This is a genomic window from Nodosilinea sp. AN01ver1 (genome assembly GCF_050565655.1).
GTDB lineage: Bacteria > Cyanobacteriota > Cyanobacteriia > Phormidesmidales > Phormidesmidaceae > Nodosilinea.
Genome location: NZ_JBNXVS010000054.1, coordinates 1 through 24,591, shown reverse-complemented (window position 1 = coordinate 24,591; position 24,591 = coordinate 1). Strand labels below are relative to the sequence as shown.

21 protein-coding genes, 1 tRNA gene and 2 pseudogenes are annotated in these 24,591 nt (G+C 47.5%); 15 read left to right on the top strand and 9 right to left on the bottom strand.

All coding sequences use genetic code 11. The features are described from left to right. Positions 1 to 1,164: 1,164 nt before the first annotated feature. The 4 genes and pseudogenes from ACQ4N7_RS26290 to ACQ4N7_RS26275 form a co-directional block, all read right to left on the bottom strand. Positions 1,165 to 1,438, bottom strand: a pseudogene (locus ACQ4N7_RS26290) (IS4 family transposase); the annotation flags it as partial. Positions 1,439 to 1,581: 143 nt separating this feature from the next. Next, positions 1,582 to 1,755: a hypothetical protein gene (locus ACQ4N7_RS26285; RefSeq protein ID WP_430714406.1), complete on the bottom strand. Its 174-nt coding sequence runs from the start codon at positions 1,753 to 1,755 to the stop codon at positions 1,582 to 1,584. 280 nt (positions 1,756 to 2,035) lie between these two features. After that, entirely contained in the window at positions 2,036 to 3,175 is a 1,140-nt protein-coding gene (locus tag ACQ4N7_RS26280) for a trypsin-like serine peptidase (RefSeq protein ID WP_430714405.1), read from the bottom strand. Then, positions 3,172 to 4,008 (bottom strand): hypothetical protein, encoded by an 837-nt coding sequence (locus tag ACQ4N7_RS26275; protein WP_430714404.1) that lies wholly within the window; start codon positions 4,006 to 4,008, stop codon positions 3,172 to 3,174. The genes ACQ4N7_RS26280 and ACQ4N7_RS26275 overlap by 4 nt, the downstream gene beginning before the upstream one ends. Positions 4,009 to 4,475: 467 nt before the next feature. Here ACQ4N7_RS26275 and ACQ4N7_RS26270 point away from each other — a divergent pair. Beyond that, positions 4,476 to 5,194 (top strand): annotated as a pseudogene (locus ACQ4N7_RS26270) (IS5 family transposase); the annotation flags it as partial. Positions 5,195 to 5,209: 15 nt separating this feature from the next. Here the strand turns inward: ACQ4N7_RS26270 and ACQ4N7_RS26265 are convergent. Beyond that, positions 5,210 to 6,553, bottom strand: coding sequence for an IS701 family transposase (locus tag ACQ4N7_RS26265; protein WP_430714403.1), 1,344 nt, complete (start codon positions 6,551 to 6,553; stop codon positions 5,210 to 5,212). 487 nt (positions 6,554 to 7,040) lie between these two features. On the opposite strand from ACQ4N7_RS26265, the gene ACQ4N7_RS26260 reads away from it, so the two are divergent. From ACQ4N7_RS26260 to ACQ4N7_RS26230, 7 genes are all read left to right on the top strand, one after another. Next, positions 7,041 to 8,102, top strand: coding sequence for an effector-associated domain EAD1-containing protein (locus tag ACQ4N7_RS26260; RefSeq protein ID WP_430714402.1), 1,062 nt, complete (start codon positions 7,041 to 7,043; stop codon positions 8,100 to 8,102). Continuing rightward, complete coding sequence (locus ACQ4N7_RS26255) at positions 8,099 to 9,085, top strand: AAA family ATPase (RefSeq protein WP_430714401.1); 987 nt, start codon at positions 8,099 to 8,101, stop codon at positions 9,083 to 9,085. Before ACQ4N7_RS26260 ends, ACQ4N7_RS26255 begins: the two co-directional genes overlap by 4 nt. Further along, a complete protein-coding gene (locus ACQ4N7_RS26250) occupies positions 9,082 to 10,425 on the top strand; it encodes a VWA domain-containing protein (RefSeq protein WP_430714400.1) in 1,344 nt (447 codons plus the stop codon). Before ACQ4N7_RS26255 ends, ACQ4N7_RS26250 begins: the two co-directional genes overlap by 4 nt. Beyond that, positions 10,422 to 12,854: a hypothetical protein gene (locus tag ACQ4N7_RS26245; RefSeq protein ID WP_430714399.1), complete on the top strand. Its 2,433-nt coding sequence runs from the start codon at positions 10,422 to 10,424 to the stop codon at positions 12,852 to 12,854. Before ACQ4N7_RS26250 ends, ACQ4N7_RS26245 begins: the two co-directional genes overlap by 4 nt. A gap of 183 nt (positions 12,855 to 13,037) precedes the next feature. Beyond that, a complete protein-coding gene (locus ACQ4N7_RS26240) occupies positions 13,038 to 13,565 on the top strand; it encodes an effector-associated domain EAD1-containing protein (protein ID WP_430714398.1) in 528 nt (175 codons plus the stop codon). A 51-nt stretch (positions 13,566 to 13,616) separates the two neighbouring features. Continuing rightward, positions 13,617 to 15,167 carry a trypsin-like peptidase domain-containing protein gene (locus ACQ4N7_RS26235; protein WP_430714397.1) on the top strand — a complete coding sequence of 517 codons (1,551 nt, stop codon included), beginning with the start codon at positions 13,617 to 13,619 and terminating at the stop codon, positions 15,165 to 15,167. Between the two features lie 69 nt (positions 15,168 to 15,236). After that, complete coding sequence (locus ACQ4N7_RS26230; protein ID WP_430714396.1) at positions 15,237 to 15,653, top strand: hypothetical protein; 417 nt, start codon at positions 15,237 to 15,239, stop codon at positions 15,651 to 15,653. On the opposite strand, the gene ACQ4N7_RS26225 is transcribed toward ACQ4N7_RS26230, so the two are convergent. Genes ACQ4N7_RS26225 through ACQ4N7_RS26215 form a run of 3 tightly spaced genes read right to left on the bottom strand, consistent with a single transcriptional unit; the run spans position 15,622 to position 17,247 of the window. Further along, positions 15,622 to 15,816, bottom strand: coding sequence for a hypothetical protein (locus tag ACQ4N7_RS26225; protein ID WP_430714395.1), 195 nt, complete (start codon positions 15,814 to 15,816; stop codon positions 15,622 to 15,624). The genes ACQ4N7_RS26230 and ACQ4N7_RS26225 overlap by 32 nt on opposite strands. Positions 15,817 to 15,843: 27 nt before the next feature. Next, the gene (locus ACQ4N7_RS26220; RefSeq protein ID WP_430714394.1) at positions 15,844 to 16,686 is read right to left on the bottom strand and encodes a hypothetical protein; all 843 of its coding nucleotides are present in this window, start codon (positions 16,684 to 16,686) and stop codon (positions 15,844 to 15,846) included. Positions 16,687 to 16,695: 9 nt separating this feature from the next. Continuing rightward, positions 16,696 to 17,247 carry a hypothetical protein gene (locus ACQ4N7_RS26215; protein ID WP_430714393.1) on the bottom strand — a complete coding sequence of 184 codons (552 nt, stop codon included), beginning with the start codon at positions 17,245 to 17,247 and terminating at the stop codon, positions 16,696 to 16,698. 271 nt (positions 17,248 to 17,518) lie between these two features. Here ACQ4N7_RS26215 and ACQ4N7_RS26210 point away from each other — a divergent pair. Beyond that, positions 17,519 to 17,586, top strand: a tRNA-Ala gene (locus ACQ4N7_RS26210). Positions 17,587 to 17,769: 183 nt separating this feature from the next. Continuing rightward, positions 17,770 to 18,885 carry a tyrosine-type recombinase/integrase gene (locus ACQ4N7_RS26205; RefSeq protein WP_430714392.1) on the top strand — a complete coding sequence of 372 codons (1,116 nt, stop codon included), beginning with the start codon at positions 17,770 to 17,772 and terminating at the stop codon, positions 18,883 to 18,885. A gap of 16 nt (positions 18,886 to 18,901) precedes the next feature. On the opposite strand, the gene ACQ4N7_RS26200 is transcribed toward ACQ4N7_RS26205, so the two are convergent. Next, entirely contained in the window at positions 18,902 to 19,546 is a 645-nt protein-coding gene (locus ACQ4N7_RS26200) for a LexA family transcriptional regulator (RefSeq protein WP_430714391.1), read from the bottom strand. A gap of 97 nt (positions 19,547 to 19,643) precedes the next feature. On the opposite strand from ACQ4N7_RS26200, the gene ACQ4N7_RS26195 reads away from it, so the two are divergent. From ACQ4N7_RS26195 to ACQ4N7_RS26175, 5 genes are all read left to right on the top strand, one after another. After that, positions 19,644 to 19,946: a helix-turn-helix domain-containing protein gene (locus ACQ4N7_RS26195; RefSeq protein WP_430714390.1), complete on the top strand. Its 303-nt coding sequence runs from the start codon at positions 19,644 to 19,646 to the stop codon at positions 19,944 to 19,946. Continuing rightward, the gene (locus ACQ4N7_RS26190; RefSeq protein ID WP_430714389.1) at positions 19,852 to 20,121 is read left to right on the top strand and encodes a hypothetical protein; all 270 of its coding nucleotides are present in this window, start codon (positions 19,852 to 19,854) and stop codon (positions 20,119 to 20,121) included. Before ACQ4N7_RS26195 ends, ACQ4N7_RS26190 begins: the two co-directional genes overlap by 95 nt. Before the next feature lie 327 nt (positions 20,122 to 20,448). After that, positions 20,449 to 22,854: a DUF3987 domain-containing protein gene (locus ACQ4N7_RS26185; protein WP_430714388.1), complete on the top strand. Its 2,406-nt coding sequence runs from the start codon at positions 20,449 to 20,451 to the stop codon at positions 22,852 to 22,854. A 155-nt stretch (positions 22,855 to 23,009) separates the two neighbouring features. Next, a complete protein-coding gene (locus ACQ4N7_RS26180; protein WP_430714387.1) occupies positions 23,010 to 23,624 on the top strand; it encodes a hypothetical protein in 615 nt (204 codons plus the stop codon). A 283-nt stretch (positions 23,625 to 23,907) separates the two neighbouring features. After that, positions 23,908 to 24,342, top strand: coding sequence for a hypothetical protein (locus tag ACQ4N7_RS26175; protein ID WP_430714386.1), 435 nt, complete (start codon positions 23,908 to 23,910; stop codon positions 24,340 to 24,342). The last annotated feature ends 249 nt before the right edge of the window (positions 24,343 to 24,591 follow it).

Genomic DNA, 24,591 nt, shown 5'->3' with positions numbered 1-24,591 from the left:
TACTAATCACTATCTTCACTAAAAACAATCTCTACCTTACGGACGATTTACAAGTCCTGGTATTCCATCTAAGCATTAGATCACATAGGAGGCTTGTAACTGAAGTTAATGGTGCTCGGCACTGGTTCGTTAAGGTAGGAGAGCTTCAAAGCCTCTGGAATTGAGCATTCAGCCATCGTAATGGGGCGAGCCGTGGAACCTATCGCCATCGCTGGAGTGGTCTTCGCGCCTAATCCCTAGTGAGGGCGCACCCAGTTATGGATCAGGAGTTGAACTGCCAAACTCCGCTGTAACCCGGCAGTCGTCTTGGCATAAAGGTTTTGGTGTCTCCAGTGCGCACTACACCGTCGCCTTATCACAGCGTTTTGGGCCACCCTTTGGGAAGTCTGACGCCTACATTATGAAGCGCATGCACCTCAGCGGTCGGACTAATCGCGGTGGAGGGATGCTCTACCTTAAGCCAGCGACCCGTCTTTGGCCTTGAGAGCCTGTAATCTTGATCGCCACTTCGGGTCCTTCCCGCCACACTTTACGAAACGGATAGCTCATCGCCAGTCCTCGCTCCGGCAAATACTCACTGGCTAGAGGCCATAAGGCTTTCCCATAGAGCCGTTCAACAATGGATAGAGGTAGCTGTAGCTCCTTGCGCCCACTGCCACGTGGACTCAGTCCCTTGGCTAAGCAAGGTTTCATCTTTTTTCAACCCCGCCTGTGCGGTTACCCAGCAGCGGCTCTCTCGCTCCAAAAAGGTCAACGTCCATCGATAACTCACATTGAGGGGGAAGGTTCTCGCAGCTCATCCCCTTCCAGCGTAATCTTACTGCCCTCAGGCACAGGGGGAGACCTAAGCTCGCTCTGGCGGGCTAAGCGCAAGATCAATGGTACTTGCTGTATACCCGTCCGGTGGCTCGAATACCCATCCCTTCGGTGCGGCTATTGAGGGCGTATTCAATGGTGTTAAACGGTGTCTGAAGCCGGGCCATAAGGTTTCTGTACGTTCGTTAAAGTGATGAGTGCAAGCACCGATAGTACTGCACAATCCGATTATCTTATAGACGACAAGTCTCATTCTTGACAGCAGATTAGCTCTGACAGTGCGGGTAACGCATGGGCAAATGACTCTCTACGCCTGTATTCTAGCTATCGTCCTTTAACTGACCAGTGCCTGAGGCGGAAAGGCATGGCGTTGGGCAATAAAAAGTTACACCACTCCCGGCCCACAAACGCTTGGTCGCTTGTCAGACAATGAATCTGGGCATCGGAAATAGAGTCGCTCGACGCGCTCAGTTAGATCCATCCGCTCGTCACTGTTGCTGTTGCCGCGCTTAGCTAGCATCGTCTACAGGATGGGAAAAGCCACCTCTTCATGGACAATGTCCAGCATAAAGATATTGACATTGATGGTGTCAAAGCGCCAATTCGTGCAGTTAAGACTCAACATCTAGGGCTAATTGTTGGAGGACTTTAACCAGGATAAGCAAGAATAAAAAACAGAAGACGAAAGAAGATGGAAAAGTACACCTCTCGCACTCCATAGCAATTAGTTGTACATTTAGTGTTCCAGAGTAAGGATTGCTGCCATTATTCTGCAAAAGGATCGAGCAAGGCAACAAATGCTGTACAAAAGATAAGTAGTAGTGAACCATACAATGGACGATAAAACGAGAGAGACGAAAAAGGTTCTCCTAATGCAAAGACCCATACGATAAAAGCTCCTGTTGAGATAGCAGTTTGAGTAATTGCAGGACGCTTCATGGGAACTTGGGTTTGCTAAGTGTCCAAACAACAGTTAGGATAATTCCTAAACCAAAAGCCAGCCAAAGCAGAAGATTAGTAGGCGCGTTAGCATCACTCCGAATTACACCAGTAGCTGCAACCCAAACTCCGACCACATCAGAGGGAATATACTTGACCAATTTACTAAAGTAAGTGTCGGCATCTCCAGAACCAACGCTCTGAAGTTGCTTAGTAATAACTCGACGACCCATATCTGCTCCTTCTTTTGCAATAGTATAAATGAATTATTTCTACAACGTTAATTTAAGTGGTTTCTAATTTCGTCGTAAATAGCGCTAAATAGTATTCCCTCTCTAATAGAACCAAACCCCTTGTTACGTTGGGCACGATGCAAAGCCACAACTTTCCAATCGTCATTGAAGCAGGGGGATCCACTTGATCCACCCAGTGTTCTAGTCACATATTGAATTCGGTGTTTGTCCTGATATACGCCTGTGATGCCGTTTTCGCTGAATCCTAACTGCAAAACTTTCCCTTCTGGATGCTGTAGAATATGAAGCCCTGTTTTCTTAACTGGAGGCGATAGTTCATAGGGAACGGTAGTAGCCTGATCAAAATCTTTTATCCTGTCCTCAACTTTAAGAAGAGCATAGTCCAACAAATCAATAGGGCTTTTTTCTAAGACGGGTTGTTCTGCATCCAATTTAAACTCCTGTCCTTTACTCCCAGTGATATAGTCAAAACATAATGTTGCTTTTTGGGCATTAGCATGAACGTCATTTGAATCGGAATCTGCAATGACGTGATAACTGGTAAGTACTAGACTGGGTCTAACGAGAAAACCCGTTCCATAGCACAGACCAGACGGCGTAGGGATTTCAATGCGGCAGATGGAGTTTCTATGCTCGGTAGCGCGAATCATAAGACCCATGTCTACAAACCCTGATGGTTCTGATTGCAAGAAGCTTTGTAGTTCGACTTCATCTTGTGGACCGTACCAAACAAAATCAGGACCTTTATCGCTAGCTGTTGTATCAATTGCTAATATTGGCTGAGGGATTCTATAGTACTGTGCTAATTCGCTCAATAACTGCTCGTCTCGGTACAATCTATAGTAAACAATTCTAATTGCAAGAGCTTGAGCTTTTTCCTCACCAACCATGCCTAGCATTTCCTTAAGAATGCAACCTAAGGTCGTATATTCCCGTCTTTCTGGGTTTGTTCCTTGCTTAATTGCCCATTGCACGAGTGAAAAGGCATCTGCATTGGTATTCCCACTCCATTGACCTTGCCTATCACGAATCCACAGTTGAGGAATACCAGCCTGGCTCAAGAGGTCAGTTAAAAATCGCTGAGGATTATTTTGATCACCAGCTTGCTCAGCTAAAATCCCTGCTACTAGCCTCCTATCTTCATGTTCCATGTCTTCAAGTCTCATAATTGATTTTCTCTAGGAACTAATTGGTACTCATCAATAATTCGTTTTATCTTTACACGATCTTCTTCGCCAATTGAATCCAGTACAACCTCTAAGATGCAGCCTAAAGTAGTGTATTTCAGTTTCTTTGGATTCCTACCTTGACGAATAGCCCAATGGACTAGTTTCACAGCATCTTGATTAAGATATCTGGTCCACAGCCCCTGACTTTCCTGAATCCATTGCTCAGGTAATCCTGCCTTTTGCAAAAGAAACGTGAAATACGAGTAAGATCCCCCCTGGAAGAATGCTTGATTAGACAAAATTTCTTCGATTAAGTGTTTATCTTGCAGAGAAATATCTTGAAAATTTGATTCTCCTGCTGAATCATCTTTTGGTTTTTTTTGTGAGTTTTTAAACCAAAACCCAATCTTTTTATAAGTACGATCTGGGCTAGAATTAATTTGATCTTTGTGAAAAATGTCTAATAACCCGTAGTCTTCTAAATCCCTCATCCATTTCTCCACTTCCTTGTCCCTGTTTATGGGTCCAATTACCTGGGTAACAATTATAAATTTCACATCGTTTCGATACCTGTAAACCTCTCTAATAACATCTCTTCCCTGCCAACGTTGATTTTCCCTTTCATCTTCAGGTTGAGTTAAATCATGCAGAACATGGTCAATTACTAGATATTTAATAGATTCAAGATTAATGCCCAGATGAATCGCATGTTCTGAAAATAATGTTGGGATACAGATAAAGCCCTGTTTCTGAAAATATTGCTGATGTCGATTCAGCCAACATAGTTCATCATCAAGGAGTAGAAGGAGAGGGGAAGGAGGGGAAGCCATGGTCGCGAGCACTTGTGGTTTGGCCTTTAAGCATTATTAAATGCTGTAAGTAAAATGCGCAAGTTAAGTGTCAGAAACACAAGTCTGTAAGATGCTAAGAGATTGCCATCTCAATATATTCCTCCGAGGTTTATGATGGCTATAGATTTTGACACCACTGTAAACTTAGCTGTACTAAAAGTCCAGCAACCGCCGCCCCTTGCCATCGACGCGGAATCAGTTTCAAGCACAGGGGCGATCGCAGTTTGCTGAACTAGAAGGTACTGGCCTGTTAAAAGATGATAGCTAGAATATAGGTGAAGAGGGCCTTTTGCCTACGCATTGTCCCCACTGCTAGAGCGAAATCGTCGTCAAGACTGGTGGGACTCGTCTTAATTTCTAAGAGGGCGTTTGAAAAATTGACTGGGCAGTAAAAAAGCTCACACGGTCTAGGCTGAGATTACTAAGACTACAGCCCCGTGAGAGCGATGAGTAAAGCCTACACCAGCAATTTGACCCTTGCCCAGTTTGAGTTGATTGAGCCGCTACTGCCCGTGGCAAAACCCGGAGGACGGCCGCGAAGCGTTTGTCTGTGGGCTGTGCTCAATGCCATTTTCTATCTGGTGGCTCAGGGGTGTAGTTGGCGGGACTTGCCAGGTGACTTTCCGGCGTGGCAAACGGTGTACACCTACTATCGCAACTGGATCAAAGATGGCACCTGGGATGCTCTCCACAGCCGCCTGCGAGGGTGGAGCCGTGCTGCTAACGACCGCTCGGAAAGCCCATCAGAAGTGATCCTCGACAGTCAAAGTGTCCCGACGGCCCCGATGGTGCATCGCTCAGTAGAGTACGACATGGCTAAAGCGACCAAGGGACGAAATCGGATCTGGTGGTGGATACTTTGGGCTTGATGATGGCGGTTGTGGTCACTGCCGCCAGTGTGCCCGAACGAGCAGGCGGGCAACAGGCGTTGCAAAAGCTTCATCAGCTCGGTGAAACCGTGGCACGGATCTATCTAGTCTGGGTCGACGGCGGCTACAGCGGTCCCAACTTTCTGCAATGGGCGATGGATGCGTTGGGTTGGATTGTCCATGTCGTCTTGAGACCTCAGGAATCAAAGGGATTCGTTTTGCTAAAAAAACGCTGGGTGGTTGAGCGTACCTTTGGCTGGTGGCGGTGGTCGCGTCGCCTCGTTCAGGATTATGAGCTCGACTTTATCCAATCAGGCGGCATGGCAGAGTAACTCGGTCCAGGTGTCGAAGATAGGGCGAGGGACTTTAACGTACTCAGGGTCATCCCGTGATGTCTGAAAAAGTCGGGAAGCCCATAGATAGCGTCGGACAAAGGCCAAGGCATCGGCAAAGGTTGGGCGTTGCCTCGTGTACCAGGCAGTTTGAACTAGGGGGAAGGTAAATTGGGAGTGCAGCTGCTGGGAGAGGAGTACGACGAGGGAGAAGAGTGCGAGTAGGGCAGGTGTGGTGCGTAGGATCGCTAAATCTGCCCACTGTCGTTGGGTTTCGCCCCCTAAATGAGCCCGAACCTCCTGGAAGGTGACTTCGACTTGCCAACGTTGCCGAAACCACTGCAAGATGTGAGCGGGGGTTGCCTCCAGATTAGTACAGAGAAAAGCCTGAGGCTCCAACTGGCCCAGCGGATCACGCACCAAGACCCAACGAATAGGGACAGGGGGAAGTCCAGTGTGATACCACACTGCCGTTTGGGAGACCCACTCTAAGGTGTAGGTTTGATGACCATACCAGCCCTCCAGAATGAGGGACTGCCAACAGGTGGTAGGATCCTCCAACCGGGTTTTTAGGGTGGCTAAGCGTTGCCCGACTTTGCGAGGTCGGCCCATGGTGTGGGAGTCGCGAGGTGGAGCGGGTTCATAAAGGGCAGCATCTAAGCGCAGTCGAGTGACGATGTGAACTGGATTAGGCAGATGGCTTACCGACCACAAAAAGTCTAGAGCGGCGAAGCTGCTATCGGCCACCACCACCATGGAGCGATCTCCCAGCCAGCGCCGGACTTGAACCAGTATCTGCCTAGCCCAATCAGTTAACGCTTTGTGCTGTCGCCCTTGCATTTGGTTGTAGCGCTCTGACGGGGCCAGTACAGTCAAAAAGGGCAAGGCCCAGACTCGCTGTGCCCAGGGAATCGGCACCAACAGCATCAGACTGAGCCAGCGCAACCCACTGGTCTTGACGAAATGCTCTTGGCTCGAACGCACTGGGTCACGGTAGATGCCCCGCGCTGCAATCCGCTTTCCCCACCGTCGTTCGATGGTATCATCGAGCCCCATCACGATGACACCGTCAGCGGCAAAGGTTGTAACCAAAAGACTCAACAAGATTCGACTCGCTTGCCGAGACGACCAAATAGCCCGATTCAGCACTCGGTGATAACGCTGAAATTGAGGTTCATTGGCTAGCCCCATCACCCGCAAAATCTGGCTTACTGTCCGTTTACCAGGGGCTAACAGGGCTCCCATCACCAGGGTCAGAGCCTGAGGCCACACCCGCTGGGAAAACAGCGGCGCAAACGCTATCATCATCGACATAAATTCCATTGCAGCAAGCTCCTCAGACCCTCATCTGAATTCTGCTTGCTGCTTTCCTTTTCGGACCAAATGGATAAAGTCGAGATGAGCAGCTGTCTGAAAACGCTGAAGCCATGCTTCAAATTGCCATGATTCGCATCATGCTCAGGCGCTTGGCCTAATTTGCTACTCCCCTAAACCTTTTCAAACGCCCTCTCACGACTACTTCCCTCGCTACCTCGGTTATCCGGCTCAAATACCCCTCTGGTCTCCCCAGTGCCACTGCTGCCCCATACCATCCCCAGAGTTGACCCAACTCCGGACGACGTTGCTGCCACCCTGAGGCGGGATCGGCAGTTGAGTTAACGACTGAGTTGTCATTTCTACCCCGAACATCTGTTTCTAGGCGGATATTCGGGGTAGGCTTATGGATTTATAAGGCAAAGTGGCCTTTTTCACGAGGATTTGCTATTAATTGGAAGAGTTTGTTAAAGCATCAGGACTTGTCTGCTAACACATGACTCTCGAACTTGACCAACGTAGGGAACTTTTCGAAGCGCTTCAATCGGCACTTGCTGAGACAGATTTACCTCAGCTTTTATATTTGGATTTAGGAATCTCAATTAATGACTTACCTAGCGACGGAATCTTCAAAGATAAGCTCATACACTTAATTGCCTACTGTGAGCGACGTAGCCAAGACTTTATAGACTTACTTGTCAAAAGTGCTTATGAAATAAATCCTACCAATGAAAAACTCAAGTCATTTCATGAAAAATACTTCAAATCATTTCCTCAAAACCCTAAAGAAAAAGCTGACGCAACTAATAACTCTAATTCCTCTAATCCTGAAAAAAGAGTTAAGTTGGAGATCCGGGACTTTGATTTAATAACTCTGACCAACTGCGCAAAAAAGATTTTGGAGAATGATTACAAAACCGGCTTGGTTTGCATATATATATCTTCTGAAAGCAATATTCTTCGAGTCAAATTTCTTGAAAGACTGAAGAAACAACTCATCTCTAACAAACCTTTAGGAAAACAGCGCATCAAAGCAGATGTTCAAGCTCTTGACCCTAAAATCAATTCCATTAACGGTTTGGCAAAAGATATCTACAGGAAATACAAGGATGCTTTAGAGAAAGAAAGAGATTGTATTCACAGTTTAGGCATAAGTAAAGCCTTAGAAGATAATAGCTATACTAATAATTTTTTAGATTTATTAGAACAAGAATTCAATGGTTTTGACTTCAAGAGCCGGTTAGTTATTCTCATGTATGGATCAGAAAAACCTGTATTCCCTGACAGAGCTGTACAATTGCCTGTCCCAGAATTTACTGCTGATCTCATTTGGACTTGGATTAGCCCCGTAGCAGGTCAATCTAAATGGGGTTCCTATTTTTGGGAGAATGATTGGTTGAATTGCATAGAAGAGCGATGTCTGTGCCCAGAAAACAAGATTTTGAGAATTGATTTTGTATACCAGTTTTTAGAAAAAACGGTCAAATGGTTGTTAGATGAAAATGCATTTGAACCAGAAGAATTTTTAGAAAGAATTAGTGATGAGGTGGGTGTATGACTAGGCGAAGTGTAGATACCTCGGTTAATTTGTCCGCTCAACTAAAAAATTATAGTAATTTGCCAGATAGTAGAGATATAGAAGATCCAGAGAGTGAATTAGACAAGGGCATAGATCTTAAAACAATAAAAGTTAGGAAAGAGTTTTATCTGCCAGATAAGAAGCTCATAGAAGCTGTTGATTTGGCTGTGGCTTTGGGGCGGCCACTGCTATTGCAGGGAGAACCGGGATGTGGAAAAACTCGGTTGGCCTACGCTGTTGCCTATACTTTAGGCTTACCATTGCAAGAAAGCTATATTAAGTCTACTAGCCGAGCACAAGATCTGCTCTACACCTATGATGCAGTCAAGCGGCTATACGATGCTCAACTTCCTCCGGAAGAAAGAGACGATGTCGGGAATATTAAGAAATATATTAAGTTGGGACCATTAGGTAAAGCTATTGCAAGGGCAGAATTAGGGCGACGCTCAGTTGTGCTCATTGACGAGATTGACAAAGCCGATCTTGATTTTCCAAATGATTTGCTTTGGGAGCTCGATCGATTAGAATTTCGTGTTACCGAAGCTCCAGAAATGAAGTTTGCGGTTGGTGAAAATCCAGAGCTCAGACCAATTATTTTTGTAACCCACAACGAAGAGAAAACGCTTCCCACAGCTTTCCTACGACGATGTATTTTTCACTATATTGAATTTCCAAAGTCTCAAGAAACTTTGCAAAACATTCTATCTACGCAGAACATTCGCAATCAGGAGTTAAGCAAGCGGGCTATTCAGATAATCTCTAAAATTCGAGAACTTGATTTGACCAAACGACCGGGACTCAGTGAATTACTAGACTGGGTCGGCTACTTAGATGCTGTCAACATACCAGTTGAAAAATTAGATGAGTTGCCAAAATTGGGCGCTCTAATTAAGGATGAAAATGATCGTAAACGTATTGTTGAAGACCATAAGCGTATTACTGAGTCCCTGAGCAAAGCGTGAGCCAATCTCCTCCCTTACCAGATTTTCTCTGGAACTTATTCTTGCAGTTGCGCCGTCGAGGATTTGTCGTCGGCCCACAGGATTATGAAGCTTTACTGCTAGCTTTGAGTGCTGGGTTTGGCTGGTCTTCTCCGCAGGCTTTGAAAGAACTCTGTGCCAGGCTGTGGGCTAAATCGTTAAGAGAGCAAGCAACGCTATTTGCCTTGTTTGAAAAAGAATTTCCGGTTGAAGAAACCTGGCAAATACACCTTGAGGAGTTGGAAGAAGATACTTTAAGCCATGATGGCTTGTTGACTCCTTCTGCAAAATCACAGCTTAGCAAACTGCCAATGGTTTGGCTGCTAATCCGAGCCTACGACTGTTGGGCGGGCATTTTATTGCTCGGAAACTTACTAAAGGCTTCGCAGTCTTTGGCTCCTGGCGAATTAGAGAATTCTTTAACTACTGCCCCAGACGATCTCACAGTAGATGAGTCGCAACATGCTAAAGTTCAGTCCCAAAGGGGGCTTCCATCCATTTCTTTGGTAGACATTAAGGTTCCAGATCGCCCGTTTGTTTTTGAGCCACAGTATCCTGTGAGCTATCGCGAAGTGGCCCAGGCATGGCGGCGATTAAGACGACCTGTACGTACTGGCCCCCCTATTGAGTTAGACATTGATGGCACTATCGAACAGCGTTGCCGAGCGGGGGTAGCTACCTCTTTAGTCATGCGACCACGGATGCGCAATGTTGCTAAAGTCTTACTACTTATCGATAGAAAAGGGTCAATGACCCCATTCCATGGTTTCTGTGACGAAGTCTGTCTGGCTATGCAAGAGGCCGGACGTTTTGAGGAGCTACCGATCTATTATTTTCAGAATTCACCTGCTGAGGGAGCGGATGATTCAGTACTGGACTCTGATGAGTTAGAAGATATACTCTTTCCTCCACTTGACCCTATTCTTTCAAAAATCGAGCCCCTAATAGAAGGAGACCTGTACCAGGATCGAGACTTACATACCATCGTAACCCTCGAAACAGTTCTCCAAAACCATGCTAGCGATGCCTGTGTTGTTATTATCAGCGATGCAGGAGCCGCCCGAAAGCAATATAGTGTTGAGCGATTGTTAGATACCGTTGCATTTTTTAAGGCTCTTAGGGCTTACACTACGAGGTATGTATGGCTTAATCCTTTACCCAAAGACCATTGGATCAGTAACTCTAGTGTGAAGGGCAGATCTAAAAACACAGCTACGGCGCTAGCGCGACATATCCCCATGTTTCCTTTAGATCGTCGTGGTCTAGATCAGGCTGTTAACGTTCTTCGAGGGCAGCAATACTCTGTGGAGAGACCATTATGAGTACAATACAGCAGCAAGAACGAGCAGAACTTTTGCTGGCTGAGTACGAGAGTAAGCTCAATGTTTACGGAGAGAGCGCTCTACTCTTTGCTTATCATGCGGCGTTACCGGTAGCATTGACTCCTGACCTGTTGCATCTAATTCGAATTAATTTTTTTCTAGATCCTCCAGATGAATCTGAAGAGAACTGGAAGCCCCTTCCTTACTGGATGGAGTTTGATTTTTTGGTTTCGTCTATATGTAATCAAGTGGATGACGGGCTGTATGAAATAGAACCTACCGTTCGGGACATTTTGCTAGAGAAACTTGTTTTAACCTACAAGTATACTAAGCGAATTCAGGAAATAGCTTCTTTGCTATGGCAATATACTACTAACCACTTAGATTGGGAAAATCGAGAAGGATTAGAACGAGCACAACAATTGACAGCTCTAAATTTTTTGGCCCCTAACAAGGCTTTGGAATGGTTAGAAACTGCAGAGACGCAAGATAGTGAGGGAGAAGAGTTAGAGCGTGAGTGGTATGTCGTAATGCGACAAGAAGTACAAAGGCGGACTGAAATCATACAGAATCAAAATTTTCATTCAGATGAATACTCTTCTAGTTCTCTAAGAGTGAAATATGATGAGCTTGTGCAAACAGCTTCATCTTTGCCAGAATCTCACCTCAACATCCTAATTCTTACTCTACATCCTCCATATGCAAAGATTCCAAGCTTTAGAGTTCGACCACTAGATAGAGTATCCGCTCTCCTAAATTGGAGTTTAACATCTGAAGAATATAGCTTAGATTTGGCAGAGAAAGTTTTAAATCATCTCATCTCAAATGATTTCGATCTAAGTGATTTAGCAGAATATCCTTCTATAGCCCAAAGATTTTTTATTTCGAATTGGGTTCACTTCTTGAATCATGAAAACTTAGAGGAACTTGTCAAGTCTATCCGAGTCCCTCAATCAATCATTCCTCCTCTTAGCGCAGCTCCTACTACGATAGTTTTTGAAATTATGGGTTGGGTCGAGAGCTCTTTAGGTTGTGGAATAGAGGTTTTAGTTCGAGAACTTGAAAGAATTGATCCAAGGCAAAATTCTATAGATATTAGAGCCATAGCTTCTTCAAAGCCTCAACAACTAAAACCGAAGAAGAATAACCAGAAGTGGGATGCTTTGTTTGAAGATTTATGCGCATTAATATATCCAGTTTTTGGACAGATTGTATTTCTTCTTGCCATACCTGCAGGAATAATTCCTGAGGATCCTGCCCCATTGGAGAAAAAAGCCGCTGCTTTATTGGATTGGGCAGAAAATCCAGTTGGATGCGGGTTAGATACTGTGACACTGGTATTAGAAGCAGTTCCTTCAGCCTTCAATATAGCAACAGACTCATCGCTTGACTTCCATGATTCAATTCCTTCGACACTTCGAACCAAAATAATCCTTGAGCGATTAAAATTATTAAAGAGCACTTTAGCGCTCTCTCAAGCTAAATTTCAAGACCTAGTATTTTTATCAAATATTTCATATGGGTATCTTCCCGGATCCACTACATCACTGAGTGACAGAGCTATTGCACTTTTAGAGTGGGCAGATAAGCCATCAGGTTGTGGGCTTGAGGAGATAGAAAGAATACTTAATGATGTCAATAATGAGGTTCCTTCTACAGAAGAAGGAAGTCAACAGGATAGAAGCCTTTCCCGCCTCAAATATAGGTCACTCTTGAATAAATTATCTAATTTAACGAAAAAAGAATTTGAAGAAATTATACTTGGAGCCAATCCTCCAAAGAGTGTTCTCTATTCAGATTCTTCCCCACTTCCTGAACGGGCAATTTCACTTTTAAAATGGGCGAAAAGTTCGACAGGTTGCGGACTAGAAGAAATAGAGAAATTACTCAGTACTGTTAGGAATAGTAGCAAATTCGAGTTTCCTCAGAAAGAAGAAACAGGGTATGAGCATGCTTCTAAAGCAAAGCGTATAGACTTATTTGATAGTTTGATCGGTTTTCCTCAACCACAATTCGAACAGATTCTGTTTTCAGTTTCTCCTCCTCCTGGAATGATACCTACACACCATTCTTCTCTGGCAAGTCGGGTTGTTGCTCTTTTGGAATGGGCAGAAAGCCCAAATGGCTGTGGGCTTGAAAATATAGAAAATTTGATAGATCAGATTGTGAACCCTCACTCTTTTAATATACCTCCTGATATCCCTGCATCTCTAAATTTTCATCGCCGACAACTTCTCGATATACTATCCAACTTACCAGAAGCAGCGTTTGAGACAATCTGGTTTAACGAAGGTCCTTTAGAAGGAAGCGAGTCCACCTTTTCTTCTGATCAATCAAGTCGGGCAGAAGCTCTTTTAGCTTGGGCAGAGAGTCCTTCAGGTCGTGGCCTTGACGCGATAGAAAGAGCACTTGACGGATTCACGCGGTAAACGTGAGAATTGATGGCAAATGTCTAAAATAGAGTTTATCAAACCTATTCTGCATAAGAAAAGTGTGTATAGTTTGTTCATTGCCTTTACTTCTGAGTTAGGATTGTCATTCAATCTTAGTGAAGATGATTCAATACCTTTGTCAAATTAGTCTGAGAAACTAACCTTGTCAGGAATATACTTATGAAGTTAGAAGGTTCCCAACGAAGGCAATTTTACAAAGCACTCTTGGATGCTTTTGACTTAAACAGCCTTACTCGCATGGTGAGTTTTGAACTCAATGAAAACTTAAGCCTCATAGCCGGTGGATCATCTACTGCTGATACTATTTTTAATTTAATTCAATGGGCCGAAAGAACGAATAGAACCAAGGATCTTCTGCAAGGTGCTTTGGCTGAAAATTCTAAAAATCATCTGCTAAATAAGTTTGCCCAAGATGTAGGTTTTCTAGAGCTAATTACCTCAACTAATGAGGAAGGTGCAGCTACTGATCTCGAAAAACGAGATAGAATCTTCGAGATTTTGTCTTCCATTCCAGGCCCTCAATTCGAACGAGTATTATTTTCAATTAACCCTACGCCAGGGACTGTGCCAGGTTCAGTATCTCCCCAGGCTCAGCGAGTCGCAGCTTTACTTGAGTGGGCAGCAAGCCCCATGGGTTGTGGCTTGAGTTCCATAGAAGATGTTACTAATAGAATTTTGCAACGCTGAGAGATGAAGTGATTTCGCCTCAGTCTTGATAATTAATTTGAGTCAGCAAATATGAAACTTAACGGCTCCCAGCAAAAGCAATTATTTGAAGCTATAAAAGGTTCTTTTAATAAGGGCGAGCTAAAACGCCTAGCTCTCTTTGACTTGGATGTAGATTTAGAAGATATTGCTACAGGATCTGACTTCTCTACAGTAGTTACAGATTTAATTAGTTATGCTAGCCGTACTGGCAAAATAAGAGAGCTATTAGAGGCAGTGATTGAGACAAGACCAGGAAATGAGGCTATTCAATCACTGTCTTCTCTTTTAGGAGGCGTTTCAGCGGCAAACTCTGAGATACTGCAAAATACTGAATCTTCCTCATCTATTAGCGGCAGTGATGTATTACCTAGCGCCTTACCTCAATTTGCTGCTCCCTCAAGCACTTCAATTATAACTTCTATAACTTCAACAGAAAATGCCGCTCTTACCAAAGGAGATACTGACTTAATCGAAGATATCATTGTCAGGCAAGTAAACAGTAAACCAGTTGATCCTCGTCAAACTTTTAATTTTTTGGTAAGTAAAGCAGATTTTCCTGATGAAGGAGCAAGCTTAAAAGGTACCTGGACAGGAGATTTGAAGGTTGATGCTAATAATCTAGTCAAGTATGCCAAGGGGCAAAAAACAAATCCAAAGAATAAGCGAGTCACAGTTTTGGGTAGTTTGCTTCGTGAACTGCTCGATTTAGTTGGTTTTGAAGATCAGGCTGCGATCGTAGCCATTATCGTTCGTTACCGGCTTTATAAAGTCAATTCTGATCTGCAAAACTTAATTGCCCAGTACCAAGTTCCTATCCCATCTACGCTACTCACTGATGAAGAATTTTCTATAGGCCCAGATATTGATTGGGAAGGGCCTGAAAATACTCTAGAACTTCAGGGCTACATCAAACCAGAGCGAGAGTTTCTAGATGTTGGCACACTTATGCGAGCCATTCAACAGGCTAGATCAGTTTGCCGCGTTGAATTTCCTGGCGTCAACCTTACTGGCACCGGATTTCTGATTTCAGATGACTTGCTTCTAACGAATTATCACGTTCTTAAACCATTTCCTGAAGCTGATATCAATAACTATGCTGCCGACGCCCTTTTGCGTTTTGGCTGCTTTTCCTCTAGTCAAGGAGATCCAGAACAAGGCCAGGTCTTTCGGCTAGATAGCACAGAACCAATCGTTGCCCAGAGTGCAATCAACGACTTAGACTTTGTTTTATTACGTGTTGAGGAAAGCATTTTTGATGCAAAAGACGTTCAACCTGTCACTTGGGATCTTAGGAACCCTCTGCTTGAACGTATGGAATTGAACATTTTGCAACATCCAGAAGGTGGCCCTATGCAGTTGGCGCTTACTACCAATGGCGTTGTAAAAAATAACCCACAGCGTAAACGGCTTCAGTACTGGACTCTGGCTAAGGGCGGATCGAGCGGGTCTCCTTGTTTCGATGCAAACTGGCGAGTTGTGGCGATACACCATGCGGAGCGTTCACGAAACTTTGGGGGAAGCATACGAGAAGGCATCCCGTTTAATTTCATTTATGAAGCTATAGAGCGGTATTTAGCTTAGAACTAGAAGCCAGGCCTCTTTTAGCCATCCTTTATGTTATTTTCTAGGCTGTCATCTAGTCTTTAAATCATGAGCCGCCGCATTGTTACTACCCAATATCAAGCTGCTACTTCAGCCCAAGTCGATACTTATTTTGACAAAGTCGTTAAATATATCCCTGCCGACATCGTAAGCGCATGGGTCGCCGTTTCAGGTCTTGTCGGAGGCCGAACAGATATTCCTGTCGAGTCAATCCTGTGGATTGCCTTCATTTTGGGGCTTGTCATTACAGCCGTTTGGATGTGGAAACAAACCTCTGTACCCAGAAAAAAACCAGCAATTACGCAAATTTCCATTTCGACTGTCGCGTTTGCAATTTGGGTATTCGCATTAGGCGGCCCGTTTGCCAATCTTGACTTTTATCAACCTGTGTATGGGTCTCTTGTACTGATTCTCTATACTTTGCTAGTAGCTCTTATCGATCCTCCTGAAGAAGAAAGTACTTAGGCTGTTTCCCCTTCGGCAACTCATTCAGGTCAGGAATCTGAAACAGGTTGTTGCTTTCAGAGCCGATGTCGAAATAGGCTCCCTGGTCACCGAAGAACTTGACCAGGTCGGTGTAAGTGGTGGTGCCGTCGGGTTTGGGATAGTCGAGGGAGATGACGTTCATGCCATTGGCGATTGTCCTTCAGACAGGCTACGCCAACGCCCACACGAAGATCTCCGCCGCCAGCACCGACTTACCACTACGGGTTTCCCCAAACACCAGCATCCCCCGGTGCTGGTTGACAAAATCCAGGTAAACCGGCATCTGACCATCGCGGGTGATCAGCTCGATGCCCCGCTTATCGATGGTGCGGGGACAAGCAACAGGCATCAGCCCCGGAGCTTCGTTGGTCAGGTACATCTGCCTGCGGCCATCATCGATCAGGCGATCGCCCACGATGGGTAGCGATCTCAGCCACAACTGCCAGGCAATCTCGGTCTCGCGGATAAAATCACCCTGGTGGAAAGCGTTGGTGAGCTTTTGGCAGGCTTCCGCCAGCGATTCAGGACTATCGCGATGCAGCAGCACCAGGCTGCTCATCCAGATCGGCAGGACACCCTCATAAATTCGCTCCTGGGCCTCGACCCCCTGCTTCATCCGCATTTGGGAGGCCACATCGACATCGCGCAGCAGGTTGGCGCGAAAGGTTGCAGTGACACTTTGCTTGGTCAGTCGTTGCAGGGTGACGCGGGTCATCATGCGATCCGCTGCGGCGAGTTCACAGACGCATTCGCAATCAGGAAATTGAGCTAGCGCTTGCCGCAGATAGTAGAGCTGATGCTCGGGAGTGATGAATCCAGCGGGTTTGGATTCCAGCACTACGGCCCCGACGAACTTGCCCTTCACCTGTACCCAATGCCAGTCGGCCTTGGGATGACTGGGTTGGCCGTTCTCACCCCGAATCAGGCGGGAGGTGGAATGGATGGGGTCGTTGATGATTTCGTTGAGCTTGGCGGTGCCATCCGTCTCACTCAATTCGAGGTACTGCGACACTGTTGGGGCTTAGGTGTTGTTGAACTGTCCCCAGAGGTACCGCCACAGGTCATTCACGCCCATAGGAGTAGCGCGGAGTCCCATGCGGGCATTGAGCTGCTGCTCCCAGTGTAGGTAATCATCGGTAAAGCCCTGGGTCAGCAGCTGTACGTAGGACTGCTGCTGGTTCTGCTCCTTTAATCCCTTAAACGTGTCATACTGGGCCAAGATCCAGGCCAAGAGCTTTTCGACGTGGTCAGAACTTTGCTCTTGCCCCGACCCGAGGGGGTAGGTGGCGAAGAGATAGAGCTGTTTGGGCTGGCACTGTTTCTCAGTGGTGAGGTCGCGGGTCGCACGTTTTTGCGCTAGCAACAAAAACTGACTTTCCAGGGTGGCGGTGGTCTGGATCAGGGTTTCGAGGGACTGTTGGCGTTCCTTGTCATCGGCAAACGATCGCCAATGAATCCGTAGCCGATCGCCTGGTCGAAACCCCTTTAACCCATCCTCCAGCCGCTTCAACGTGGGTTCCGCCTGCCCTGGTTGCAGCTGGGTATGAATGCCTCGGCTGCGAAAGCCAAACACCAGACTGTACTGCCGCTGCTGCTTCAGCGCCCCTCCTACACCATCATTTCACCTGCCAAAGGGCATATCCAATACCGACCAAAAGCACCTAACAGCAGGGATTTTGGGCACCTCACCAGGCACTTTTACATAACTTTACTCAGCGAATGAAAGGCTTGCCTGCCTTCGTTCCTAGGCATCGCAGGCTTCTACTTGGGCACTCAAAAAGTGGCTTGGGCACTCGCTTGGGCACTCAGATTTTGAAGCGGAAGCTGAAAAGGCATTATAGCAAGGTCTCTGATGGGTAGGGATACTGCGATCGCACCGCAGAGGTCAGGAGTTCGAATCTCCTATTCTCCATTCTCTCAAATCCATACAGGTCACGGGTTGTATCGCCCATCAACAAAGTGATTCAGAGCCTTGCTGAGTTCCTGGGCCTAGACGCTGTTATGCCACTTTTGGCCATTTTGGTTAGAAATTGGATCGAAATTGGATCGAAAGATTCCTCGATCTATTCGATCCATTCTCAGTAAGGCTTTCACCATGGCTAATGCTGCTAGAGCGAAGAAGGGCACCGTCTCAGTAACCAGCGACCGAGATCGGTTGCGTCTGGGCTGGCGTTACAAAGGGGAACGCTATTTTCTGTTTATCGGGCTCCCTGACACCGTCACGAATCGGAGAGTGGCCGAGGCCAAGGCGTCTCAAATCGAACTCGACATGATGTCAGGGCATTTCGATCCAACGCTTCGAGCCTATAAATTGCAGCTTCCTAACCGCAGCCAGCTGACTGTCACCGGCCTATTCAACAAATTTATCCAGCACAAATCAAAGACAGTCGTTTCGGACACTCTGGATAAATATCGTGGATTGTTGAATTATTTGGAGGAATTCTTTAAGACTCGTTCGGTTGCTGAAGTCAGCGTAGCCGAAGCCGAAAAATTCACCAGCTGGTATGACTCTCAAGATTTATCCAAGGTTGTCATTCGAGAGCGCCTGGGCCTTTTGAAGGCGTGCTGGGAGTGGGGGATTGAGCAGGCTTTAGTTGAGTCTAATCCTTGGGTAGATATGCCTTTAAGAATTAAGGTTCCGCCAAAACAAATGCCTAAGCCTTTCACCGAGGCAGAAATCAAATCAATCGTTGAGGCGTTTAAAGCTAACCGTTATTATCGCCACTACGTCAATTTTGTGGAGTTTCGCTTTGGCAGTGGTTGCCGTACTGGAGAGATCGTGGGCCTACGCTGGAAACATATCTCTGACGATTGCTCAACCATTTGGATTGGTGAGGCTTTAGTCAAAGGCAAGCAGAAAGCCACAAAAACGAATCGGTCTCGGTATATCACCCTGACATCTAAATTGCAGACAATGCTTCAGGGATTGAGGCAAACTGATAGTGATCCCAATGATTTGGTTTTTAAGGGGCCGAAAGGCGCTCCTATCGATGCAAAAAACTTTGCCCAACGAGGTTGGCAGAAAATTTTAACTAAGTTAGGTATTGATTATCAAAGACCTTACAATACCCGACATGCCTTGATTTCTCATGCCCTGGATAAAGGTATGAATCCGGTGGAAGTCGCTCAGTTAACAGGGCACGATGTGCAGACGCTTTACCGAAATTATGCAGGTAACGTCAACAGCCGCCCTCGCTTACCAGAAATATAAGCCCCTGGCGCAAGTTTCAGTATAGTTTGTGCCCAAACCAGACCACTTTCCCCATGAGGCTGAGGCTGCTGGATGTCTCGGATGGCTGAATTGAGAAGGCTTCATAGGCAGGGTGGTCACTGAGTACTCTCAGCATGTCATCGGCTATGTACTGCAAGCGTTTGATGAGCAGCCGATTATCGAGTTTGAGCAGGTAGATACCGTGACTCACGGTTTCCAAGTCACGATCATTGGTGTCCACCAGTGCTAAATCCCCCTGCTGAAGGGTCGGTTCCATGCTTTCATCGACCACTTGGGTGAGCAGCAAATTTTCAGAGGCACTGGGGAACTCTGCTCGGAGCCAGCCCGTCTCAAAGGCCAGCGGATCCTTGTAAACATAATCTTCGGCTGACGCTTTGGATGAATCCTTAGCCCCCGCTACAGACTGACCGGTTGCCAGCCACTCGACGCTGACCTGTGCCGTGCGGGCTATAGCGAGCAGCGCCGGTCGGGTGGGTTCGCTCTGGCCATTGAGATATTGGCGGAGCACGGTGTCAGAAAAGCCGCAGTCTCTGGCAAAGCCTCTTATGCTCTTGTCTCCGACGGCCTGTTTTAGGCGGACTGGAAACTGATCAACTTCTGTGGCATCCGCCTGGGCCTCGCCGGGTAAGGGATTAGTCATAAGGGTTACATTAATTGCAGATGCAAATTATAGCACTTGACATGCAATTTATTTATTGCTAACTTCATCGATATATTGATGGAGCTAAGACAATTCTATGCATGTAGAAGACATTAAAGCAGCTCTACGCAAGCAGGGTTGGACTTTAACCAGCATCGCAAAAGAACTGAATATTGGCACCTCGGCAGTCTCCCATGCCTTGACTCGACAGCGATCGCGTCGCATCGAGCAGGTGGTGGCGAGCAAACTTGGCCTGCCTCCCCATGAAATTTGGCCTCAACGGTATAAGCGAGGAAGGATGACCCATGGTTCAATTTGTCAGCAAGCAGGAAGCTACCCAGTCGCTGAGGCTCAGCGGTACAACCTTGAGGCGCTATCGAGTGCAGGGGCTGTTGATTGAGGGCGTTCACTGGGTTCGAGTGAATAGCCGTTGCATTCGTTACAACTTAGAGCTGATCAAGGACTGGCTCCACAACCGCCATGACCCGGCGGCTCACCAACGGGCCATTGAGATCTATCAGGCCAGTTTGTTGAGCAACCAGCGCAAGATTCCTAAACGAGCTGGACATCGATAAAAAGATCGTTGAACCAAGTAAAGGGCTTCAAGGCTTAATCAAGTCTGTGATTAAGCATCTGGCTTAAAGTCTCAGCTCTAAAACCCATGAAAAAACACCCTAACCATTGTCTGGCGAGGGTGCTGAATCTTTTCGTTTGTTTTCTAAGCCAGGCCAATCAACATCCTGATGTGGTTTTCGCCGAACCAGCCAGGGCATTAATCTGCTGCTAGAAGTGGTGTCTTCAACTATAGCAAAGACATGGGAAATGTCCACACTGGGCATAGCTAACGGTTAACAACAGCGGGTTGATTGTGGTGGCCTGGCTCCTAAATTTAGGAGCTAACCATGGCACAGTATGTTTACTCAGGGCGATCACGCCCCTGTCCGATTTGTGGACGCACCAAAGACCAAGACTGCCGCTGGAATGAGGAGGTGGTGTTCTGCCACACTCACGTAGACCAGGATGGGGTGGTAGACGGCTACGTTTATCGGGGCGCGACAGCCGATAGCATGTGGGGGCAATACTTTGCAGCCACCGCCTCACCGGAGAAGCCGGTTCGCCCTCAACAGCGGCAGGACTATTTCTATCCCAGTCGAGCCGGGCAGCCCCTGGTGAAGGTGACTCGGGTAGATCGGGGCAACGGCGCGAAGTTTTTTGTGCAGTATCACTGGAACGGGCAGAAGTGGGTCAAAGGGCTGACCCCTGAGATTAGAGCCCGGGTGCCAATCTACCGCTACCGCGATGTCCAGAATGCCCTATCCATCGGTCAACCCATCTGGATGGTGGAAGGGGAAGGCTGCGCTGATGCCCTGTGGGGAATTGGCATTCCTGCGACCACTAATCTGGGGGGTTCGAAGAAGTACCGCAGCTATGGTGATTACCGTCAGGATTTGCAGGATGCGAACTTAGTGCTGTGCCCAGATCGCGACCAGGTCGGCATTGCTCATATGCAGGAAGTCGCCGAGGACTTTCCCTCGGCTCAGTGGTGCTACCCCTACCCTGACAGTCTGCGCTGGCAAAACCTGCCGAAGCATGGCGGGCTGGACGTGGTGGATTGGATTCACGACGGGGCCACAGCGGAGCAGATCAGAGCAGCGGTGCAAGACCGGCGGCAGATGGAGGTCAGCTCTAATCAAAGCCCCGAGCGACTGACGGTGCAGGCCTTACAAGACCAGATTCGCACCTACCTGGGCACCAGCCCCACCGAACTGGCCCTGGCGGCGCAGGTGGTGCAGTGGCACCAGGAAACAGGGCTATCGGCCAGGGATATCGGTAACCTGGTCACTCTGGTGCAGGCGGAGCTGGAGCAGACTGAGGAGCGGGATGATCGCCGAGCTGAGATTCACCAACTGCTCAAAATTGGCGACTACCAGCTGTGCCTAGGGGAGTATCTCCATGCTGACCTGGCGGAACCCTTGGAGCAGATTGCTGACTGGATAGGGGCGACGCCAGCGGCGATGCTGGTGACGCTGCTGCCGGTGGCGGCATCATTGCTGCGGGTCGGTACGGAGCTGGAGATTGATACTGGGATGGGGTTCTCGGTACCGCCGATTGTATTCACGGGATTGGTGGCCCCCTCGGGCAGTAAGAAGAGCCCGATTCAACGGCAGATTTTGGGGCCGCTCTCGCTGCTTCAGGCGGAGGCCGATCAGGAGTATGAGTATGCCGCTTCGGAATATGAGGTTGATCTACGGGATTGGGAGCAGACTAAGGTCGAGGATAGGGGCATTCGTCCCAGGAAACCGATGCCACGGGAGTATCACACCTCGGATGCGACACGGGAGGCGATCGCCCGCATTCAGTCTCAGCAGTCGGAACGGGGCATTTTGGTGACGCCGGATGAGCTAGCAGGTCTGTTCAAGGGGCAGAACCAATACCGCAATGGCCGGGGTAACGACAAGGAGTCGCTGCTGACGGCCTTTGATGGTGCAGGGCTGAAGGTGGATCGGGCCAGCGGTTTGCGCATTAGCCTGCCGCGCACCAGCCTGAGCCTGACGGGGACAATTCAGCCCGATATTTTGCGGGAGATGATGGGGGATTGCTCGGATGCCAGTGGCCAGTGGGCCAGATTTTTGTGGTGTCTGCTGCCGCTGAAGGCTGCACCGTTTCCTCGCCAGACGCTGCGTCACGATATTTCAGACCGGCTCTATGGCCTTTACCAGCAGTTGGATGGACTGGCTCCCCAATGCTACCGATTGACGCCTGAGGCTAAGGTTCTATTTGCAGACTGGTATGACCAGCTGGATCAGCTACGGGTGACGGAGACGCATCCAGGCTTGCAGGCGGTCTATTCCAAGATGCAGGGCTATACGGGGCGGCTGGCGCTGATCCTCCACTGCCTGAATGCGGTGATAGACAGGGGGCCACCGGCTAATGCGATAGATGTCGAGAAGATGAGGGCGGCGATTAAGCTAGGGCGCTGGTTCATTGGTCAGGTGAAGCTGCTCTATGCCGACGGGAATACAGTAGATGGAGCGCTGGAGCCGGTCTATACGAAGCTGATTCAGCTATCGCGGGTGCGGGGCTGGCTGCGGGCAAAGGATGCGCGAAATTATGAGCGCAGTTTGCGGAAGGCGAGTTCGGATGTCATTCGCTTACATTTTCGGGAGTTAGAGGTAATGGGGTACGGAGAGACCTGTGGGATGGGAAATCGGTTGCAGTGGCGGACAACGGTGGGCACGGTAGACGGCTCGGAGGAAACGGTAGACAGGGCTGCTACCGCTGAAACCACTGAAGGAGCTGAGTTGTAGAGAAAATGGTAGACAAGTAGACCGGTAGACAAGGAGTAACAAATTTGAGATTTTAGCTAGGTGTCTACTGGTCTACCGAAATCGCCAAAGTGCTTGCAGGATAAAGGTTTAAGGTGGTAGACGGGGATGTCTATTGGGTGTCTACTGCTTTTAGAATGTCTACTGTGTGGTTGGAGTGGATAGCGGTTCAGGAGATATTGCTAGTGCAGGTGCAACGGCTGGGGAAGTATTTGACGCTGACGGAGTTCTGCACTTGCACACACACCTACCAGCGGTTTGCTGACCAGATTGCCCCGTTCCCCAAGAATCTGGATGAGACGTTGCCAGCCTTAGAAGCGTTGTGTCAGTACATCATTGACCCGGTGATTGATGGGTTTGGGCGCGATCGCTTTTTGCTCACCTACGGCTTTTGCTCAATAGATCTGAAGCGGTGGCTAGCGAAGAAAGACCCCCTGACAGGGAAAAAGCACGGTATCGCTACCCCAAGTCTGGATCAGCACATGGCCCATGAGGTGAATCGGAATGGGCGGTACTACTGCGATCGCCTCGGTGCTGCTTGTGATTTTAGAGTTGTAGGGTTGAAGAGCGATCGCCTTGTAGAGTGGATTCTGGAACAGCAGTTACCGTTTGATGCGCTGTACTACTATGGAAGCGATCGCCCCATCCATATCAGTTACGCTCCTCAGCGAAGGCGGAATGTTTGGACGTTTACAGGCGGAGGAGTGCCTACGAGGAAAGGTATTGAGAAATGGATTAATCAACTGGGGTAAGAGGTTGCGATCGCCTTGGTGCTGCCTGTGATTTTCGGATTGTGGAGTTGGAGAGCGCTCGTCTCGTAGAGTGGATGATGGAACAGCAGCCATCATTTGACTCGCTGTACTACTATGAGAGCGATCAGCTACGCACTTCACAGAGGCAGAACATAGGATATTAACCCTAGGACAAGTTATCGTATTGAACTCTATGCCCCATTGTAGCTTTAATTCTGTAGAGAATGCTGACAAAGGCTTTTAGCCCAAGTAGAATGGGAATCAAATTTATTGAAGGTTAAAAATGACCGAAGAAAAGCCTTCACAATCCCTAAATATTAGCGGTGGTCAGTTTTCCGGTGGTATACAAGTAGGGCAAGCAGGGCGTGATTTGTCTCAAACCCAAAGAATTGTAGGTGGAAACCCTGAGAAGCAATTAACAGTTACTGAAGTGGTAGAACTTATTTCTCAAATAGAAAATTTATTTGAGACTTCAGATCTGCCGAGCGATCAGCAAGAAAAGGCTATCAAGCACCTGGAGACTGCAAAGGAGGAAGTGCAAGCAAAAGACCCTGATAAGGATTTTGCAATGAAAAGCTTGCAGAGAGCTACTAAGGTTCTTAAAGAAGCAAATGAGGCAGTTGGGGCAGGCGAAGGACTTTGGAAAAAGCTGGAGCCAATCGTTACTCAACTGGCTCCTTGGTTGGGTGTTGCAGCCAAAGCACTACTTCTCATATAAATGAGTAAGAAAGATATGAATGACCAACCCAACAAAACCCAAAAGCAAGAAATTAACATAGAAGGCACTTCACTAGAAGGGCAAATAGGTCAAGCTGGTCGAGATATAAAGCAGTTTCGACTCCAGGGCCATTTCATTCTCAAGGAAGGCTGAAGATGCTAGAGTTTCAGGCTGATTCATCTTTTCCTTAGGCTCTATGCATCTTTCTCCTCCATCCCCTGCTACGGTTCCCCAAACCCACCCCGAGTC

Excerpts from the sequence above, each read along its gene's own strand:
- ACQ4N7_RS26285 (WP_430714406.1), bottom strand. The coding sequence starts at position 1,755 with ATGAAGCGTCCTGCAATTACTCAAACTGCTATCTCAACAGGAGCTTTT.
- ACQ4N7_RS26280 (WP_430714405.1), bottom strand. The coding sequence starts at position 3,175 with ATGAGACTTGAAGACATGGAACATGAAGATAGGAGGCTAGTAGCAGGG.
- ACQ4N7_RS26275 (WP_430714404.1), bottom strand. The coding sequence starts at position 4,008 with ATGGCTTCCCCTCCTTCCCCTCTCCTTCTACTCCTTGATGATGAACTA.
- ACQ4N7_RS26265 (WP_430714403.1), bottom strand. The coding sequence starts at position 6,553 with ATGGAATTTATGTCGATGATGATAGCGTTTGCGCCGCTGTTTTCCCAG.
- ACQ4N7_RS26260 (WP_430714402.1), top strand. The coding sequence starts at position 7,041 with ATGACTCTCGAACTTGACCAACGTAGGGAACTTTTCGAAGCGCTTCAA.
- ACQ4N7_RS26255 (WP_430714401.1), top strand. The coding sequence starts at position 8,099 with ATGACTAGGCGAAGTGTAGATACCTCGGTTAATTTGTCCGCTCAACTA.
- ACQ4N7_RS26245 (WP_430714399.1), top strand. The coding sequence starts at position 10,422 with ATGAGTACAATACAGCAGCAAGAACGAGCAGAACTTTTGCTGGCTGAG.
- ACQ4N7_RS26240 (WP_430714398.1), top strand. The coding sequence starts at position 13,038 with ATGAAGTTAGAAGGTTCCCAACGAAGGCAATTTTACAAAGCACTCTTG.
- ACQ4N7_RS26235 (WP_430714397.1), top strand. The coding sequence starts at position 13,617 with ATGAAACTTAACGGCTCCCAGCAAAAGCAATTATTTGAAGCTATAAAA.
- ACQ4N7_RS26230 (WP_430714396.1), top strand. The coding sequence starts at position 15,237 with ATGAGCCGCCGCATTGTTACTACCCAATATCAAGCTGCTACTTCAGCC.
- ACQ4N7_RS26225 (WP_430714395.1), bottom strand. The coding sequence starts at position 15,816 with ATGAACGTCATCTCCCTCGACTATCCCAAACCCGACGGCACCACCACT.
- ACQ4N7_RS26205 (WP_430714392.1), top strand. The coding sequence starts at position 17,770 with ATGGCTAATGCTGCTAGAGCGAAGAAGGGCACCGTCTCAGTAACCAGC.
- ACQ4N7_RS26200 (WP_430714391.1), bottom strand. The coding sequence starts at position 19,546 with ATGACTAATCCCTTACCCGGCGAGGCCCAGGCGGATGCCACAGAAGTT.
- ACQ4N7_RS26195 (WP_430714390.1), top strand. The coding sequence starts at position 19,644 with ATGCATGTAGAAGACATTAAAGCAGCTCTACGCAAGCAGGGTTGGACT.
- ACQ4N7_RS26190 (WP_430714389.1), top strand. The coding sequence starts at position 19,852 with ATGGTTCAATTTGTCAGCAAGCAGGAAGCTACCCAGTCGCTGAGGCTC.
- ACQ4N7_RS26185 (WP_430714388.1), top strand. The coding sequence starts at position 20,449 with ATGGCACAGTATGTTTACTCAGGGCGATCACGCCCCTGTCCGATTTGT.
- ACQ4N7_RS26180 (WP_430714387.1), top strand. The coding sequence starts at position 23,010 with ATGTCTACTGTGTGGTTGGAGTGGATAGCGGTTCAGGAGATATTGCTA.
- ACQ4N7_RS26175 (WP_430714386.1), top strand. The coding sequence starts at position 23,908 with ATGACCGAAGAAAAGCCTTCACAATCCCTAAATATTAGCGGTGGTCAG.